General features: G+C 52.7%; 16 protein-coding genes and 1 other annotated feature. Of the genes, 7 read left to right on the top strand and 9 right to left on the bottom strand.

The annotated features are described in order from the left end of the window. The first annotated feature begins 25 nt into the window (after positions 1 to 25). From gndA to wzzB, 3 genes are all read left to right on the top strand, one after another. Positions 26 to 1,432 carry an NADP-dependent phosphogluconate dehydrogenase gene (gene gndA / locus J4614_RS05645; RefSeq protein ID WP_000043533.1) on the top strand — a complete coding sequence of 469 codons (1,407 nt, stop codon included), beginning with the start codon at positions 26 to 28 and terminating at the stop codon, positions 1,430 to 1,432. Between the two features lie 235 nt (positions 1,433 to 1,667). Continuing rightward, entirely contained in the window at positions 1,668 to 2,834 is a 1,167-nt protein-coding gene (ugd, locus tag J4614_RS05640) for a UDP-glucose 6-dehydrogenase (protein ID WP_000704825.1), read from the top strand. A 142-nt stretch (positions 2,835 to 2,976) separates the two neighbouring features. After that, positions 2,977 to 3,960 (top strand): LPS O-antigen chain length determinant protein WzzB, encoded by a 984-nt coding sequence (wzzB, locus tag J4614_RS05635; RefSeq protein WP_079962335.1) that lies wholly within the window; start codon positions 2,977 to 2,979, stop codon positions 3,958 to 3,960. A gap of 81 nt (positions 3,961 to 4,041) precedes the next feature. Here the strand turns inward: wzzB and hisIE are convergent, their stop codons facing one another. From hisIE to hisL, 9 genes are all read right to left on the bottom strand, one after another. Beyond that, positions 4,042 to 4,653, bottom strand: a complete 612-nt coding sequence (hisIE, locus tag J4614_RS05630) for a bifunctional phosphoribosyl-AMP cyclohydrolase/phosphoribosyl-ATP diphosphatase HisIE (protein ID WP_000954845.1) — start codon at positions 4,651 to 4,653, stop codon at positions 4,042 to 4,044. Beyond that, a complete protein-coding gene (gene hisF, locus J4614_RS05625; protein WP_000880123.1) occupies positions 4,647 to 5,423 on the bottom strand; it encodes an imidazole glycerol phosphate synthase subunit HisF in 777 nt (258 codons plus the stop codon). Before hisF ends, hisIE begins: the two co-directional genes overlap by 7 nt. Next, positions 5,405 to 6,142 carry a 1-(5-phosphoribosyl)-5-[(5-phosphoribosylamino)methylideneamino]imidazole-4-carboxamide isomerase gene (gene hisA, locus J4614_RS05620; protein ID WP_000586406.1) on the bottom strand — a complete coding sequence of 246 codons (738 nt, stop codon included), beginning with the start codon at positions 6,140 to 6,142 and terminating at the stop codon, positions 5,405 to 5,407. Before hisA ends, hisF begins: the two co-directional genes overlap by 19 nt. After that, on the bottom strand, positions 6,142 to 6,732 hold the full coding sequence (gene hisH, locus J4614_RS05615) for an imidazole glycerol phosphate synthase subunit HisH (RefSeq protein ID WP_001103591.1): 591 nt from the start codon (positions 6,730 to 6,732) through the stop codon (positions 6,142 to 6,144). The genes hisA and hisH overlap by 1 nt, the downstream gene beginning before the upstream one ends. Further along, positions 6,732 to 7,799, bottom strand: coding sequence for a bifunctional histidinol-phosphatase/imidazoleglycerol-phosphate dehydratase HisB (gene hisB / locus J4614_RS05610; protein ID WP_079962332.1), 1,068 nt, complete (start codon positions 7,797 to 7,799; stop codon positions 6,732 to 6,734). The genes hisH and hisB overlap by 1 nt, the downstream gene beginning before the upstream one ends. Then, complete coding sequence (gene hisC, locus J4614_RS05605) at positions 7,796 to 8,875, bottom strand: histidinol-phosphate transaminase (RefSeq protein ID WP_000102715.1); 1,080 nt, start codon at positions 8,873 to 8,875, stop codon at positions 7,796 to 7,798. Before hisC ends, hisB begins: the two co-directional genes overlap by 4 nt. Next, entirely contained in the window at positions 8,872 to 10,176 is a 1,305-nt protein-coding gene (hisD, locus tag J4614_RS05600) for a histidinol dehydrogenase (protein WP_094888483.1), read from the bottom strand. The genes hisC and hisD overlap by 4 nt, the downstream gene beginning before the upstream one ends. 102 nt (positions 10,177 to 10,278) lie before the next feature. Further along, on the bottom strand, positions 10,279 to 11,178 hold the full coding sequence (gene hisG, locus J4614_RS05595) for an ATP phosphoribosyltransferase (protein ID WP_000886599.1): 900 nt from the start codon (positions 11,176 to 11,178) through the stop codon (positions 10,279 to 10,281). A 46-nt stretch (positions 11,179 to 11,224) separates the two neighbouring features. Beyond that, positions 11,225 to 11,348: a sequence feature (His leader region), on the bottom strand. Then, on the bottom strand, positions 11,324 to 11,374 hold the full coding sequence (gene hisL / locus J4614_RS05590) for a his operon leader peptide (protein ID WP_001364200.1): 51 nt from the start codon (positions 11,372 to 11,374) through the stop codon (positions 11,324 to 11,326). Its footprint overlaps the feature before it by 25 nt. A gap of 162 nt (positions 11,375 to 11,536) precedes the next feature. Between hisL and J4614_RS05585 the strand changes: the two genes are divergently transcribed. From J4614_RS05585 to plaP, 4 genes are all read left to right on the top strand, one after another. Beyond that, a complete protein-coding gene (locus J4614_RS05585) occupies positions 11,537 to 12,361 on the top strand; it encodes an SDR family oxidoreductase (RefSeq protein ID WP_000754712.1) in 825 nt (274 codons plus the stop codon). Positions 12,362 to 12,406: 45 nt separating this feature from the next. Continuing rightward, positions 12,407 to 13,321: a LysR family transcriptional regulator gene (locus J4614_RS05580; protein ID WP_000803384.1), complete on the top strand. Its 915-nt coding sequence runs from the start codon at positions 12,407 to 12,409 to the stop codon at positions 13,319 to 13,321. Between the two features lie 233 nt (positions 13,322 to 13,554). Next, positions 13,555 to 13,617 (top strand): membrane protein YoeI, encoded by a 63-nt coding sequence (gene yoeI / locus J4614_RS05575; protein WP_096335044.1) that lies wholly within the window; start codon positions 13,555 to 13,557, stop codon positions 13,615 to 13,617. Then, positions 13,607 to 14,965 (top strand): putrescine/proton symporter PlaP, encoded by a 1,359-nt coding sequence (plaP, locus tag J4614_RS05570; RefSeq protein ID WP_001519005.1) that lies wholly within the window; start codon positions 13,607 to 13,609, stop codon positions 14,963 to 14,965. Before yoeI ends, plaP begins: the two co-directional genes overlap by 11 nt. Positions 14,966 to 15,032 lie beyond the last annotated feature (67 nt).

Below are 15,032 nucleotides of genomic sequence, written 5' to 3'. Positions count from 1 at the left end.
TGACCACACCTGACAGGAGTATGTAATGTCCAAGCAACAGATCGGCGTCGTCGGTATGGCAGTGATGGGGCGCAATCTCGCGCTCAACATCGAAAGCCGTGGTTATACCGTATCCGTTTTCAACCGCTCCCGTGAAAAGACCGAAGAAGTGATTGCCGAGAATCCCGGCAAAAAGCTGGTGCCTTATTACACGGTGAAAGAGTTTGTTGAATCCCTCGAAACGCCTCGTCGTATCCTGTTAATGGTGAAAGCGGGCGCAGGTACTGATGCTGCTATCGATTCGCTGAAACCGTATCTGGAAAAAGGCGATATCATTATTGATGGCGGTAACACCTTCTTCCAGGACACAATCCGTCGCAATCGTGAGCTGTCTGCGGAAGGTTTTAACTTTATCGGTACCGGTGTTTCCGGTGGTGAAGAGGGCGCGCTGAAAGGGCCATCTATCATGCCTGGCGGTCAGAAAGATGCCTATGAACTGGTGGCGCCGATCCTGACGAAGATTGCTGCTGTGGCGGAAGATGGCGAACCGTGCGTGACCTATATCGGCGCCGATGGTGCGGGTCACTACGTCAAGATGGTCCACAATGGTATTGAATATGGCGATATGCAGCTTATCGCTGAAGCTTACTCCCTGCTGAAAGGCGGCCTGAACCTCAGCAATGAAGAGTTGGCGAACACTTTTACTGAGTGGAATAACGGCGAGCTGAGCAGTTATCTGATCGACATCACTAAAGACATCTTCACTAAAAAAGATGAAGACGGTAATTACCTGGTGGATGTCATTCTTGATGAAGCCGCCAACAAAGGGACCGGTAAATGGACCAGCCAGAGCGCGCTGGATCTGGGCGAACCGCTGTCGCTGATTACCGAATCTGTCTTTGCGCGTTACATCTCTTCGTTGAAAGCGCAACGTGTTGCCGCATCTAAAGTGCTCTCCGGGCCGAAAGCGCAACCGGCAGGCGACAAAGCGGAATTTATCGAGAAAGTGCGTCGCGCGCTGTATCTTGGCAAGATCGTCTCCTATGCGCAGGGCTTCTCGCAGCTACGCGCCGCGTCTGATGAATATCACTGGGATCTCAACTACGGCGAGATTGCTAAGATTTTCCGTGCGGGTTGTATCATTCGCGCTCAGTTCCTGCAGAAAATCACCGATGCTTACGCAGAAAACGCTGGTATTGCCAATTTGCTGTTAGCGCCTTACTTCAAGAAAATTGCTGATGAGTACCAGCAGGCGCTGCGTGATGTCGTGGCTTACGCGGTGCAGAACGGCATTCCAGTGCCGACATTCTCTGCGGCAGTGGCCTACTATGACAGCTATCGCGCCGCAGTACTGCCAGCTAACTTAATTCAGGCGCAGCGTGACTACTTTGGTGCGCACACCTATAAACGTACTGATAAAGAAGGTGTTTTCCATACCGAATGGTTGGAGTAATTTCTGCAAAAATGTTTAAGCCCGGTTTAATACCGGGCTTTTTTTATCTCTATTCTTATTGATTTATCGCTTTTACTTAATATTAACTTAATAATCTGTGTTTATCGTAATGAAGATAATCTGAATTGTTTTCGTCTGCGTTGCACTTTATATACTCAGGCGTTAAAACTTTAATATCTTATCAGGATGCGAAATACATCATGATTCATAATTAAGTTAATTCTGAGAGCGAATAATGAAAATCACGATATCCGGGACGGGTTATGTTGGCTTGTCTAATGGTTTGCTTATTGCACAACATCATGATGTGGTGGCGTTAGACATTGTTCCTTCCCGTGTTGAACTGTTAAATGATCGGATATCTCCGATTGTTGATAAAGAAATTCAGCAATTTTTAAAGGAAGATAACATCAGATTCAGGGCAACGCTGGATAAGTTTGATGCGTACCAGAATGCAGATTACGTCATCATTGCTACGCCTACGGATTACGATCCCAAAACCAACTATTTTAATACGTCCAGTGTGGAATCGGTCATTCAGGATGTGATCAGCATCAACCCCGCAGCCGTGATGATTATTAAGTCCACGGTGCCGGTTGGCTTCACGGCGGCAATGCGTCAGAAGTTTGCGACAGAAAATATCATTTTCTCTCCGGAGTTTTTACGTGAAGGTAAAGCCCTTTACGATAACCTTTATCCCTCCCGTATCGTGATTGGGGAACAGTCTGAGCGCGCCAGAGAATTTGCCGCATTACTCCAGGAAGGCGCTATTAAACAGGAGATTCCGACGCTGTTTACGGACTCCACTGAAGCGGAAGCCATTAAACTTTTCGCCAATACTTATCTCGCTATGCGAGTCGCTTATTTTAATGAATTAGACAGCTATGCTGAAACGTTAGGATTAAATACCCGACAAATTATTGAAGGGGTGTGCCTCGATCCGCGTATTGGCAATCATTATAATAATCCCTCTTTTGGTTATGGCGGATATTGTTTGCCAAAAGATACCAAACAGTTGCTGGCTAATTATCAGTCGGTGCCTAATAATATTATCTCCGCTATCGTTGAAGCAAACCGTACGCGTAAAGATTTTATTGCCGACGCTATCCTCGCCAGAAAGCCTAAAGTGGTGGGCATTTATCGCCTGATTATGAAGAGTGGCTCCGATAACTTCCGCGCCTCATCGATTCAGGGGATTATGAAGCGCATTAAAGCGAAAGGCGTAGAGGTCATCATCTATGAGCCGGTAATGGAAGAAGATACTTTCTTTAACTCACGTCTTGAACGTGATTTGCACTGCTTTAAACAGCAGGCGGATGTCATTATTTCCAACAGGATGGCGGCAGAGCTTTTGGATGTTGCTGAAAAAGTGTATACCCGCGATCTTTTCGGTAGTGATTAATAAGGCAATCGGGGCTGATGAGTCCCGATGATTTATTGACCAAATGGAAATAATGTCTGATTTTTATCATTAATCCTATGGCATATATTTGCTTTATGACTACACTGTCTCCAGCTTCATCCTTTTTTTAGTTAGGGTATCTATGACAGTGGATAGTAATACGTCTTCCGGGCGTGGGAACGATCCGGAACAGATTGATTTGATTGAGTTATTGCTACAGTTATGGCGTGGGAAGATGACCATTATTGTAGCCGTTATTATCGCCATTTTGCTGGCCGTAGGCTATCTGATGATAGCCAAAGAAAAATGGACATCCACGGCGATTATTACCCAACCTGATGCCGCGCAGGTTGCCACCTATACCAACGCGCTCAACGTCTTGTATGGCGGGAATGCCCCCAGAATCTCTGAAGTGCAGGCGAATTTTATAAGCCGCTTTAGCTCTGCGTTTTCCGCATTATCGGAAGCGCTGGATAATCAGAAAGAGCGGGAAAAGCTCACCATTGAACAGTCGGTAAAGGGGCAGGCGCTGCCACTCTCGGTTTCTTATGTGAGTACTACCGCTGAAGGGGCGCAGCGTCGGCTGGCGGAATATATCCAACAGGTGGATGAAGAGGTCGCTAAGGAACTGGAAGTTGACCTGAAAGATAACATCACGCTGCAAACCAAAACGTTGCAGGAGTCTCTTGAGACGCAGGAAGTTGTGGCGCAGGAACAAAAAGATCTGCGTATTAAGCAAATCGAAGAAGCGTTGCGCTATGCGGATGAGGCCAAAATCACGCAGCCGCAGATTCAGCAAACCCAGGATGTTACCCAGGACACGATGTTCCTGCTGGGCAGCGATGCGCTGAAATCGATGATACAGAACGAAGCGACGCGTCCACTGGTCTTTTCTCCGGCCTATTACCAGACGAAGCAGACACTGCTGGACATTAAAAATCTGAAAGTGACTGCCGATACGGTGCACGTCTATCGTTATGTGATGAAGCCGACGCTGCCGGTCCGTCGCGATAGCCCGAAAACAGCCATTACCCTCGTGCTGGCTGTGTTGCTGGGTGGGATGATCGGCGCCGGGATTGTGCTAGGGCGCAATGCGCTACGTAGCTATAAGCCAAAAGCCTTGTAAGCTTCTTTGCCGGATGGTGGGTTGGCTTCGAAAGGTAAAATTTCTCACTAAAAAACCGGGCATTGCCCGGTTTTTTTATGCTTATTGATGACGCTTACGAAGATTGTCGATCACGGCGGTGAGGTTGAGATCCTGATCCTGCAACAGCACCAGCAGGTGGTACATCAAGTCAGACGCTTCATTGGTTAATTCAAAACGATCATTGACGGTGGCCGCCAGCGCGGTTTCTACACCTTCTTCGCCAACTTTTTGCGCAATACGTTTGGTACCGCTGGCGTACAGTTTCGCCGTGTAAGAGCTGGCCGGATCGGCGGTTTTGCGCTCTGCCAGTAGCTGCTCCAGTTGATACAGGAATAACCATTGATGGCTGGCGTCGCCAAAGCAGCTACTGGTACCTTTGTGACAGGTCGGCCCGACAGGGTTCGCCAGCACCAGCAGTGTATCGTTGTCGCAATCTGGCGCAATGCTGACGACATTCAGCACATGGCCTGAGGTTTCGCCTTTGGTCCATAAACGCTGTTTCGTGCGTGAGAAGAACGTAACATGGCCGGATTCAATGGTTTTGTCCAGCGCTTGTGGGTTCATATAGCCCAGCATCAATACTTCGCCGGATACCGCATGTTGCACGATGGCTGGCATCAGGCCATCGGTTTTTTCCCAGTCCAGCTCGCGGCGTTGTTGCTCTGTTAACATATCCTGATCTCCACGCCCTGGCCTGCCAGGTACGCTTTTAATTCGCCAATATTGATGATTTGCTTGTGAAAAACGGAGGCGGCAAGCGCGCCGTCGACATCGGCATCACGGAATGCCTCAAGAAAGTGTTCCATCGTGCCCGCGCCGCCGGAGGCGATCAGCGGCACGCGGCAAACGTCACGGACTTTTTTCAACTGCGTCAGATCATAACCGTTACGCACGCCGTCCTGGTTCATCATATTCAGGACGATTTCCCCCGCGCCGCGCTGTTGTACCTCTTGCACCCAATCCAGCGTCTCCCACTGCGTCACGCGGGTACGGTTTTCATCGCCGGTATACTGGTTAACATGATATTTCCCCGTGGCGTCGTCAAACCAGGTATCAATCCCGACGACAATGCACTGTACGCCAAAACGGTCAGCCAGACGGGTAATCAGCATTGGGTCAGCCAGTGCCGGGGAGTTGATAGAGATCTTATCCGCCCCGAAAGAAAGAATTTTGGCGGCGTCGTCAATTGACCGGATACCGCCCGCTACACAAAACGGAATGTCGATCACCTCGGCAACGCGCGCCACCCAGCTTTTATCGACTACGCGACCATCGCTGGAGGCGGTAATGTCATAGAACACCAGTTCGTCCGCGCCTTCGTCGGCATAGCGTTTGGCCAGCGGAACGATATCGCCAATGATCTCATGGTTGCGAAACTGTACGCCTTTCACCACCTGACCATCACGAACATCCAGACACGGAATTATACGTTTTGCCAGCATTGGATGGCCTCCTTAACGGTAAATTTCCCTTCCAGCAGAGCGCGTCCGACAATCACGCCGCGCACGCCGGTGCCGCGCAGGGCGGCAATATCATCGATATCGCCAATACCGCCGGAGGATTGAAAGGCGATCTGCGGATATCTGGCGCATACCTCTTCGTACAGCGAAACGTTAGAGCCCGCCAGCGTGCCGTCGCGAGAAATATCGGTACACAGTACATGTTTCAGGCCGACGGGGAGATAGGTCTCCACCAGTTGTTCCAGCGAGACGCCGGAATTTTCCTGCCAGCCGCTAACCGCCACCTGCTTGTTGCCGTGTTCGTCTATGCGAACGTCCAGCGCCAGCACCAGCGCCTGCGCGCCAAAACGTTCAAACCAGCCTTTCACCACGTCAGGGGATTTCACCGCCGTTGAACCGATGACCACACGGGCAACGCCAGCTTTCAGTAATGCCGCAACGTCTTCTTCGGTACGCACGCCGCCGCCGACCTGAACAGGCACGTTCACGCCCGCGACCAGGGTTTTAATCAGCGGTATCTGTCGCTTCGCCGGATCTTTAGCGCCGGTCAGATCTACCAGATGCAGCACCCCGGCGCCCTGGGCGGCGTAATCCTGCAAACGGGGCAGGGGATCGTTACCGTAATCCCGCTGGCGGGCGTAGTCGCCCTGATGGAGACGCACCACGGTGCCGTCAATTAAATCTAATGCCGGAATAATCATTACATCTCCAGGAAGTTTTTCAGCAACTGAGCACCCGCCGCGCCCGAACGTTCCGGGTGGAACTGTACGCCGAAGAAATTATCTTTCTGTACCGCTGCGGTAAACGGCTCGCCGTAATTGCACTGGGCGATAGTCCACGGGTTGACCGGCATCGCGTAGCTGTGAACAAAGTAAAAATAGGCGCCATCTTCAATGCCCTGAAACAGCCGATTGCCCGCCTGCGGATACACGCGATTCCAGCCCATGTGCGGCAGCGGCAGACCAAAGTCGGTCATTTTCGGCACGTCTTGTTCGATAATGTTCAGCAGATCCACGCCGCGCGTCTCTTCGCTGCGACGACCCAGCAGTTGCATCCCTAAGCAGATACCCAGTACCGGCTGAGTACACGCTTTAATTAAGTCGATCAGTTCACGTTCGCGCAGTTGATCCATAGCGGCCTGCGCCGTGCCGACGCCGGGCAGAAAGAGTTTGTCAGCGCGTAATACGATTTCCGCTTCGCGGCTAACCACCGGGGTGTAACCGTGGCGCGCCACGGCGGATTTTACCGAGCTTAAATTGGCGCAGCCGGTGTCAAGGATGACGACGTTCATCACAGCACTCCTTTCGAGGACGGTAATGTATCGCCCTCCACGCGAATAGCCTGGCGTAGCGTCCGACCAAAGACTTTAAACAAACTTTCGACACGGTGGTGATCGTTCTTACCCTTAGTCTTGAGATGCAGAGTGACGCCCATCGTGTAAGAGAGTGAGCGGAAAAAGTGTTCAATCATCTCTGTGCTCAAATCGCCCACACGCTGGTAGGTAAATTCAGCTTTATATTCCAGATGCGGACGACCGGAAATATCCAGCGCGCAGCGCGCCAGACATTCATCCATCGGCAGTACAAAGCCAAAACGGCAGATACCGCGCTTGTCGCCGAGTGCCAGTTTTAATGCCTCACCGAGCGCCAGTCCGGTATCTTCTACCGTGTGGTGATCGTCGATATAGAGATCGCCCTTAACGGTAATCTCCATGCGAAAGCCGCCGTGGGTGGCGATTTGATCGAGCATATGGTCAAAGAAGCCGACGCCGGTATTAATCTTGCTGTTGCCTTCGCGATCCAGCCAGACGCTGACATCAATCTGTGTCTCTTTGGTGTTGCGGACCACATGCGCATAACGATCGCGTTTCGTTAGCTGTTCGCCAATCATCGTCCAGTTCAGCGTTTCACGGTGATAGCGTAAACCAGTAATGCCCATATTATCAGCGAGCTGGATATCGGTCGCACGATCGCCAATCACATAGCTGTTGGCGCTATCCATCGCTTGTTCCGCAAGATAACGCTCCACCAGCTTCACTTTGGGCTTGCGGCAGTCGCAATCGTCTGCGGGCAGATGAGGGCAGATCAGCACCTCATCAAAGCATACGCCCTGAGAAGTGAAAATCTGCATCATCAGGTTGTGCGGTCCGTCGAAGTCCGCCTGCGGGAAGCTTTGCGTGCCAAGTCCATCCTGGTTAGTGATCATCACCAGCTTAAAACCGGCTTTTTGCAGCTTCAGCAATACGGGAATCACCTCTGGCTCAAAGGCCAGTTTATCAAAGCGGTCTACCTGAAAATCGCTCGGCGGTTCGGAAATTAAGGTTCCGTCCCGGTCAATGAAAAGATACTTCTGACTCATACTGGCTCCGCACGTAAGGCGTCAATGACGCGCTGGTTTTCCTGGCGGGTGCCGACCGTAATCCGCAGGCAGCCGCTTAAAGAAGGTTGTTTATTCTGATCGCGTAAGATAATGCCCTGATCCCATAAGGATTTAAACACGCTGCTGGAGGCAGTAAACCGCGCCAGAATATAGTTGGTTTCAGAGTCAAAGACGTGTTCTACGCAGGCGGTCTGTTGCAGGGCATTCACCAGATACTGACGTTCCTGCACTGTCTGCGCCACGCGATCGCGCATTGCGTTTATTCCCTGCGGACTCAGCGCCTGGGCGGCGATATCCGCCACTGGCGTAGAAAGCGGATAAGGGGCGATCACTTTTAACAGCAGGTTGATCACCTCTTCATTAGCCAGCGTAAAGCCGCAGCGCAGACCCGCCAGTGCAAAAGCTTTCGACAATGTGCGCAGGATAACCAGATGAGGATATTCAACCAGCCAGCCTGTCAGCGTGGCCTGCGGGCAAAACTCAATATAAGCTTCGTCGGCGACGACTATCGCTTTACCGCGTGTCAACTCCAGCAGCGTGCGCAGATCCTGCGGGTTGATAAGTTGCCCGGTAGGATTATTGGGGCTACAAACGAACACCACTTTTGTGCCGTCAAGGTTGTCGGAAATCCCCTGTAGATCCAGCTGCCAGTTTTCAAGCGCGGGAACCGTCCGGCGCTCTACACCAATGGTTTCGGCGCTGACGCTGTACATACCGTAAGTGGGCGGACAGTAGAGAATGGCGTCTTTCCCCGGTTCACAGAAGGCGCGGATCACCAGCTCGATCCCTTCATCCGCGCCGCGGCTGACCAGCACCTGCTCCGGCTTTACGCCAGCATATTGCGCGTAGTTTTCAATCACGGCCTTTGGCTGGCATTCCGGGTAGCGGTTAAGCGTTTGTTGGGTGAGCTGAAACTCCACCGCTGTCGGGAATTCATTCGCGTTCAGCCAGACATCGCCGTTACCGCCCAGACGGCGGGCGGACTGATACGGTACCAGGTTGCGGACATTTTCACGGGCTAAGTCAGCGACGCTGAGAGTGTTTTCAGTGCTCATGCTTGCTCCTTGAGGGCGTTTACGCGCAGGGTCACGGCATTTTTATGGGCGGTCAGACGTTCTGCCGCCGCCAATGTTTCAATGGTTGATGCCAGAGCGGAAAAGCCCGCTTTCGACAGTTCCTGAACGGTCATCCGTTTCTGGAAATCCGCTAACCCAAGGCTGGAACAGGTAGCAGTATAGCCATAGGTCGGTAAGACATGGTTGGTTCCGGAAGCGTAATCACCGGCGGATTCCGGCGACCAGTCGCCGAGAAATACCGAGCCTGCGCTGGTAATCGCATCCACCAAATCGCGCGCATTGCGCGTCTGGATGATTAAGTGTTCCGGCCCATACTGATTAGAGATGGCGACGCACTGCGCTAAATCTTTGGTCACAATCAGACGACTGGCGCTCAGGGCCTGCCGGGCGGTGTCCGCGCGCGGCAGTTCTGCAAGTTGACGTTCTACCGCCTCCGCCACCTTGCGGGCAATGTCAGCATCAGGCGTCAGCAGGATCACCTGCGAATCCGGACCGTGCTCAGCCTGGGAGAGCAGGTCAGAAGCGACGAAATCCGGTGTTGCGCCGCTGTCGGCGATCACCAGTACTTCAGACGGCCCGGCTGGCATATCGATAGCCGCGCCCTCGAGGCGTTGGCTGACCTGACGCTTGGCTTCGGTTACAAAGGCGTTGCCGGGGCCAAAAATTTTATCCACTTTCGGTACGGACTCGCTGCCGAAGGCCAGAGCGGCAATCGCCTGCGCGCCGCCGACGTTAAAGATTTCCTGCACGCCACACAGTTGCGCCGCATAGAGAATTTCATCAGCGATGGGCGGCGGCGAGCACAGAACCACGTTCTGGCATCCCGCAATGCGCGCCGGCGTCGCCAGCATCAGCACCGTTGAGAAGAGCGGAGCCGAGCCGCCGGGAATATACAGACCGACAGACGCGACGGGACGCGTAACCTGCTGGCAACGCACGCCTGGCTGGGTTTCCACATCTACAGGCGGTAGCGTCTGCGCGGAATGGAACGTTTCAATATTTTTGACGGCCGCGGCCATCGCCTGTTTTAATTCGTCGCTCAGACGCGCGCCGGCGGCGGCGATCTCTTCAGGGGTGACGCGTAGCGCTGTCACTTCTGTTTTATCAAATTTAGCGCTGTATTCACGCAGGGCATCGTCACCGCGCGTTTTTACATTATCCAGAATATCGCTGACCGTCCGGGTAATACTGTCAGAGGCGGAAATCGCCGGACGCGTCAGTAGCGCACGCTGCTGTTCAGGGCTACAGCTGTTCCAGTCAATCAGGGTATTGAAGCTCATGGTCTTTACTCCATCACAGGGTTCCGCCTTATCCGGCCTACAGAACCCAAAATATCAACGCATTACGTAGGCCTGATAAGCGCAGCGCCATCAGGCGTCAGATCACTCCATCATCTTCTCGATCGGCAGTACCAGAATCGAGCTGGCGCCAAGCGCTTTCAGTTTCTCCATGGTTTCCCAGAACAACGTTTCGCTGCTGACCATGTGCATCGCCACGCGCTGTTGCTCGCCCGCCAGCGGCAGAATTGTCGGCCTTTCAGCGCCTGGCAGCAGGGCGATAACCTCTTCCAGGCGTTCACTTGGCGCGTGCATCATGATGTATTTCGATTCGCGCGCCTGAATCACGCCCTGAATACGGGTCAGCAATTTATCGATCAGCTCTTGCTTGCTCTGTGCCATCTCACCGTCGCGCTGAATCAGACAGGCTTTAGAGCGGTAGATAACTTCGACTTCACGCAGGCCGTTAGCTTCAAGCGTCGCGCCAGTAGAGACCAAATCGCAGATAGCGTCGGCCAGCCCCGCGCGCGGCGCGACTTCGACAGAACCATTTAACAGACACGATTTAAAAGAGACGCCTTTCTGGTCGAGGTAGCGTTTGAGGAGGTGCGGATAAGAGGTAGCGATACGTTTACCGTCCAGCGCGGCCGGGCCGTCCCAGGCTTCGTCAACCGGCGTTGCCAGCGATAAACGGCAGCCGCCGAAGTCAAGACGGCGCAGGGTAAAATAGCGCGGATCTTCGCCCTGCGCGCGGCGGTTGAGTAGCTCTTCTTCCAGCACGTTCTCGCCGATAATGCCGAGATCGACCACGCCATCCATCACCAGACCCGGAATGTCATCATCACGCACGCGCAGGATATCAATCGGCATGTTTTCCGCCATCGCAATCAGGCGCTGAGTGTGTAAATTAATTTTTATGCCGCAGCGGGCCAGCAATTCTCGTGAATCATCGCTTAAACGGCCTGATTTCTGAATAGCTATGCGTAAGCGGGTGTTGTCTAACATTCTGCGTTCCTCTTTATCCTGTCTGAACCGGTCTGTATCGCGCGCCAAAAAAAAGCCCCCGGAAGATGATCTTCCGGGGGCTTTCTCATGCGTTCATGCACCACTGGAAGATCTGAATGTCTTCCAGCACACATCGCCTGAAAGACTAGTCAGGATGATGGTGATGATGGTGGTGTTTAAATTGAACGCGTGTCATAAAAATTCCGATGAATGCTTATTCATTTGATACCTTTTAACCTAAACCACTTTTACGCCTTAAAGCAAGCGCTTTTTTCATTTCGCATTTATAGTATGAATTGTCAGTCACGGCGGGCTGGCGTAGCCTTATGTATAAGGCGTTAAAGTCAGGAGAAAATGGATGAAAAAGGTCGCAATTGTCGGTTTAGGTTGGTTAGGCATGCCGCTGGCAATGTCGCTGGCAGCGAGAGGCTGGCAGGTTACCGGCAGCAAAACCACCCTTGACGGGGTGGAAGCGGCCCGTATGAGTGGAATTGAAAGCTATCCGCTGCGTCTGGAGCCGGAGCTGGTCTGTGAGGCGGACGATCTTGACGCTCTGCTGGATGTCGATGCGCTGGTGATAACACTGCCCGCGCGCCGTAGCGGTCCGGGAGAGGATTTTTATCTGCAGGCGATGCAGGAACTGGTCGACAGCGCGCTGGCTTATCGTATCCCGCGTATTATTTTTACCAGTTCGACGTCTGTTTACGGCGATGCGCAAGGCGTGGTGAAAGAGAATACGCCGCGTAATCCGGTCACGGCCAGCGGGCGTACCCTGAAGGAACTGGAAGATTGGCTGCATAATCTGCCGGGCACGTCAGTGGATATTCTGCGGCTGGCGGGGTTGGTCGGGCCTGGACGCCACCCCGGACGTTTCTTTGCTGGAAAAACCGCGCCGGATGGTCAACACGGGGTCAATCTGGTGCATCTTGAAGACGTGGTTGGCGCAATTACCCTCTTGCTACAGGCGCCGAAAGGGGGGCACATCTATAATATATGTGCGCCGGCGCATCCAGCCCGCAACGTGTTTTATCCGCAAATGACGCGTTTGCTGGGAATGGCGCCGCCGCATTTTCGTGACGCACCGGACAACGGCAAAGGGAAGATTATCGACGGTAGCCGGATTTGTAATGAGCTGGGATTTGAATATCAATATCCCGATCCGCTGGTGATGCCGATGGAGTGAGTCGCTGTCCAGCAGGTGGTCGCCATATAGCGCAAGGGGACGAGTATGAAACCACTGCTGGACGTTCTGGTTATTCTTGATGCGTTAGAAAAAGAAGGCAGCTTCGCGGCGGCGTCGGCAAAATTATTTAAAACGCCGTCCGCCCTCAGTTATACCGTTCATAAGCTGGAAAACGATCTTAATATCCAACTGCTCGACCGTAGCGGGCATCGCGCGCGATTTACGCGAACCGGTAAGATGCTACTGGAAAAAGGCCGTGAAGTGCTGCACACCGTTCGCGAGCTGGAAAAGCAGGCGATTAAACTGCATGAAGGCTGGGAGAACGAACTGGTCATCGGTGTGGATGATACCTTTCCCTTTTCTCTTCTGGCCCCGCTTATCGACGCTTTTTATCAACGCCACAGCGTGACGCGCCTTAAATTTGTTAATGGCGTTCTCGGCGGTTCATGGGAGACGCTGACGCAGGGAAGGGCGGATATCATTGTTGGCGCCATGCGCGCGCCGCCGCCTGACACCGGCTTTGGCTTTGCAAGACTGGGCGATCTTGAACTGGTGTTTGCTGTCGCCCCGCATCATCCGCTGGTTCATGAAGAGGAACCGCTTAGCCGCCAGACGATCAAACGTTTTCGCGCGATTGTGGTTGGCGATAGCGTCCATTCCTCGCGATCAATAGGGTCTGAACTGCTCGACGCTCAGGAAGCGATTACCGTGTTTGATTTTAAAACCAAGCTGGAGCTGCAAATTAGCGGCCTGGGATGCGGCTATTTACCGCGTTATCTGGCGCAGCGATTTTTGGAAAGCGGCGCGCTTATAGAGAAGAAAGTGGTGGCGCAAATCGTCTATGAACCGGTGTGGGTTGGCTGGAATGAACAGACCGCCGGGCTGGCCAGCGGCTGGTGGCGGGATGAAATTTTAGCAAATAATGCTATTGCTGGGGTGTATGCAAAATCGCCGGTTTAAAAATCAATCGCTTATGAAAAATAATTTTTTGAACGCGCTCGCATTCTCTTGTCATTTCACTTCAATTTAGGGCAGAATACGCCGCTTGCAAAAAATGACACTAACCGACGTTTTAATACGCGTCGGTTATTTTTTTGCTTCAAACACATCATTCAATACCAAGAGGCCGGGCTTCGTACCGGATAGATACTTACTTAAAAATCGACAGTTGTTGTCGCTGAGGAATCCAGAAAATGGGGCAATTTTTTGCTTACGCGACGGCATTCGCCGTAAAGGAGAATGACCATGTCGCATAACGTTACTCCAAACACCTCTCGCGTGGAATTACGTAAAACGCTTACGTTAGTTCCGGTTGTAATGATGGGTCTTGCCTATATGCAGCCGATGACGCTGTTCGATACATTTGGTATCGTTTCAGGCCTCACTGACGGTCACGTACCGACGGCGTATGCATTCGCGTTAATCGCGATTCTGTTTACGGCGTTGAGCTACGGGAAACTGGTGCGTCGCTACCCTTCCGCGGGTTCGGCGTACACCTACGCCCAGAAATCCATCAGCCCGACTGTTGGCTTTATGGTGGGTTGGTCTTCTCTGCTCGATTATCTGTTCGCGCCGATGATCAACATTCTGTTGGCGAAAATTTATTTTGAAGCGCTGGTGCCCTCCATTCCGTCATGGGTGTTTGTCGTGGCGCTGGTGGCCTTTATGACGGCCTTTAACCTGCGCAGCCTCAAATCGGTCGCTAACTTCAACACCGTGATTGTAGTGCTACAGGTGGTGCTGATTGCGGTCATTCTGGGCATGGTGGTTTATGGCGTATTTGAAGGCGAAGGCGCCGGTACGCTGGCGAGCACCCGTCCGTTCTGGTCCGGCGATGCGCACGTTATCCCGATGATTACGGGAGCGACGATCCTGTGCTTCTCCTTTACCGGCTTTGACGGCATCAGTAACCTGTCGGAAGAGACCAAAGATGCTGAGCGCGTGATCCCGCGTGCGATTTTCCTGACCGCGCTGATTGGCGGCCTGATCTTCATCTTTGCGACCTATTTCCTGCAATTGTACTTCCCGGATATCTCTCGCTTTAAAGATCCGGATGCGTCTCAGCCGGAAATCATGCTGTACGTGGCGGGTAAAACCTTCCAGGTGGGCGCGCTGATCTTCTCTACTATCACCGTGCTGGCTTCCGGTATGGCGGCGCATGCAGGCGTAGCGCGCCTGATGTACGTAATGGGGCGTGACGGCGTATTCCCGAAAAGCTTCTTCGGTTACGTTCATCCGAAATGGCGTACGCCAGCGATGAACATCATCCTGGTCGGGGCGATCGCGCTGCTGGCGATTAATTTTGACCTAGTGATGGCGACGGCGCTGATTAACTTTGGTGCGCTGGTCGCGTTTACCTTCGTTAACCTGTCGGTGATTTCGCAGTTCTGGATCCGTGAGAAGCGTAATAAAACGTTGAAAGATCACTTCCAGTATCTGTTCCTGCCTATGTGCGGTGCGCTCACGGTTGGTGCGTTGTGGGTTAACCTGGAAGAGAGCTCAATGGTACTGGGCCTGATCTGGGCGGGTATCGGGCTGATTTATCTGGCGTGCGTAACTAAAAGCTTCCGCAACCCGGTTCCACAGTACGAAGACGTCGCGTAATCGCGCGTATTATTGGTAATAGTAAAACCGGAGGCAGTGCCTCCGGTTTTTTGTTTGTCATCCAGCA

Source organism: Salmonella sp. 32031103-2018-00083-FB-01-SM-01, from assembly GCF_017571995.1.
GTDB lineage: Bacteria > Pseudomonadota > Gammaproteobacteria > Enterobacterales > Enterobacteriaceae > Salmonella > Salmonella enterica.
The sequence above is the reverse complement of the archived record's forward strand: the minus strand, read 5'-3'. Positions and strand labels throughout refer to the sequence as shown.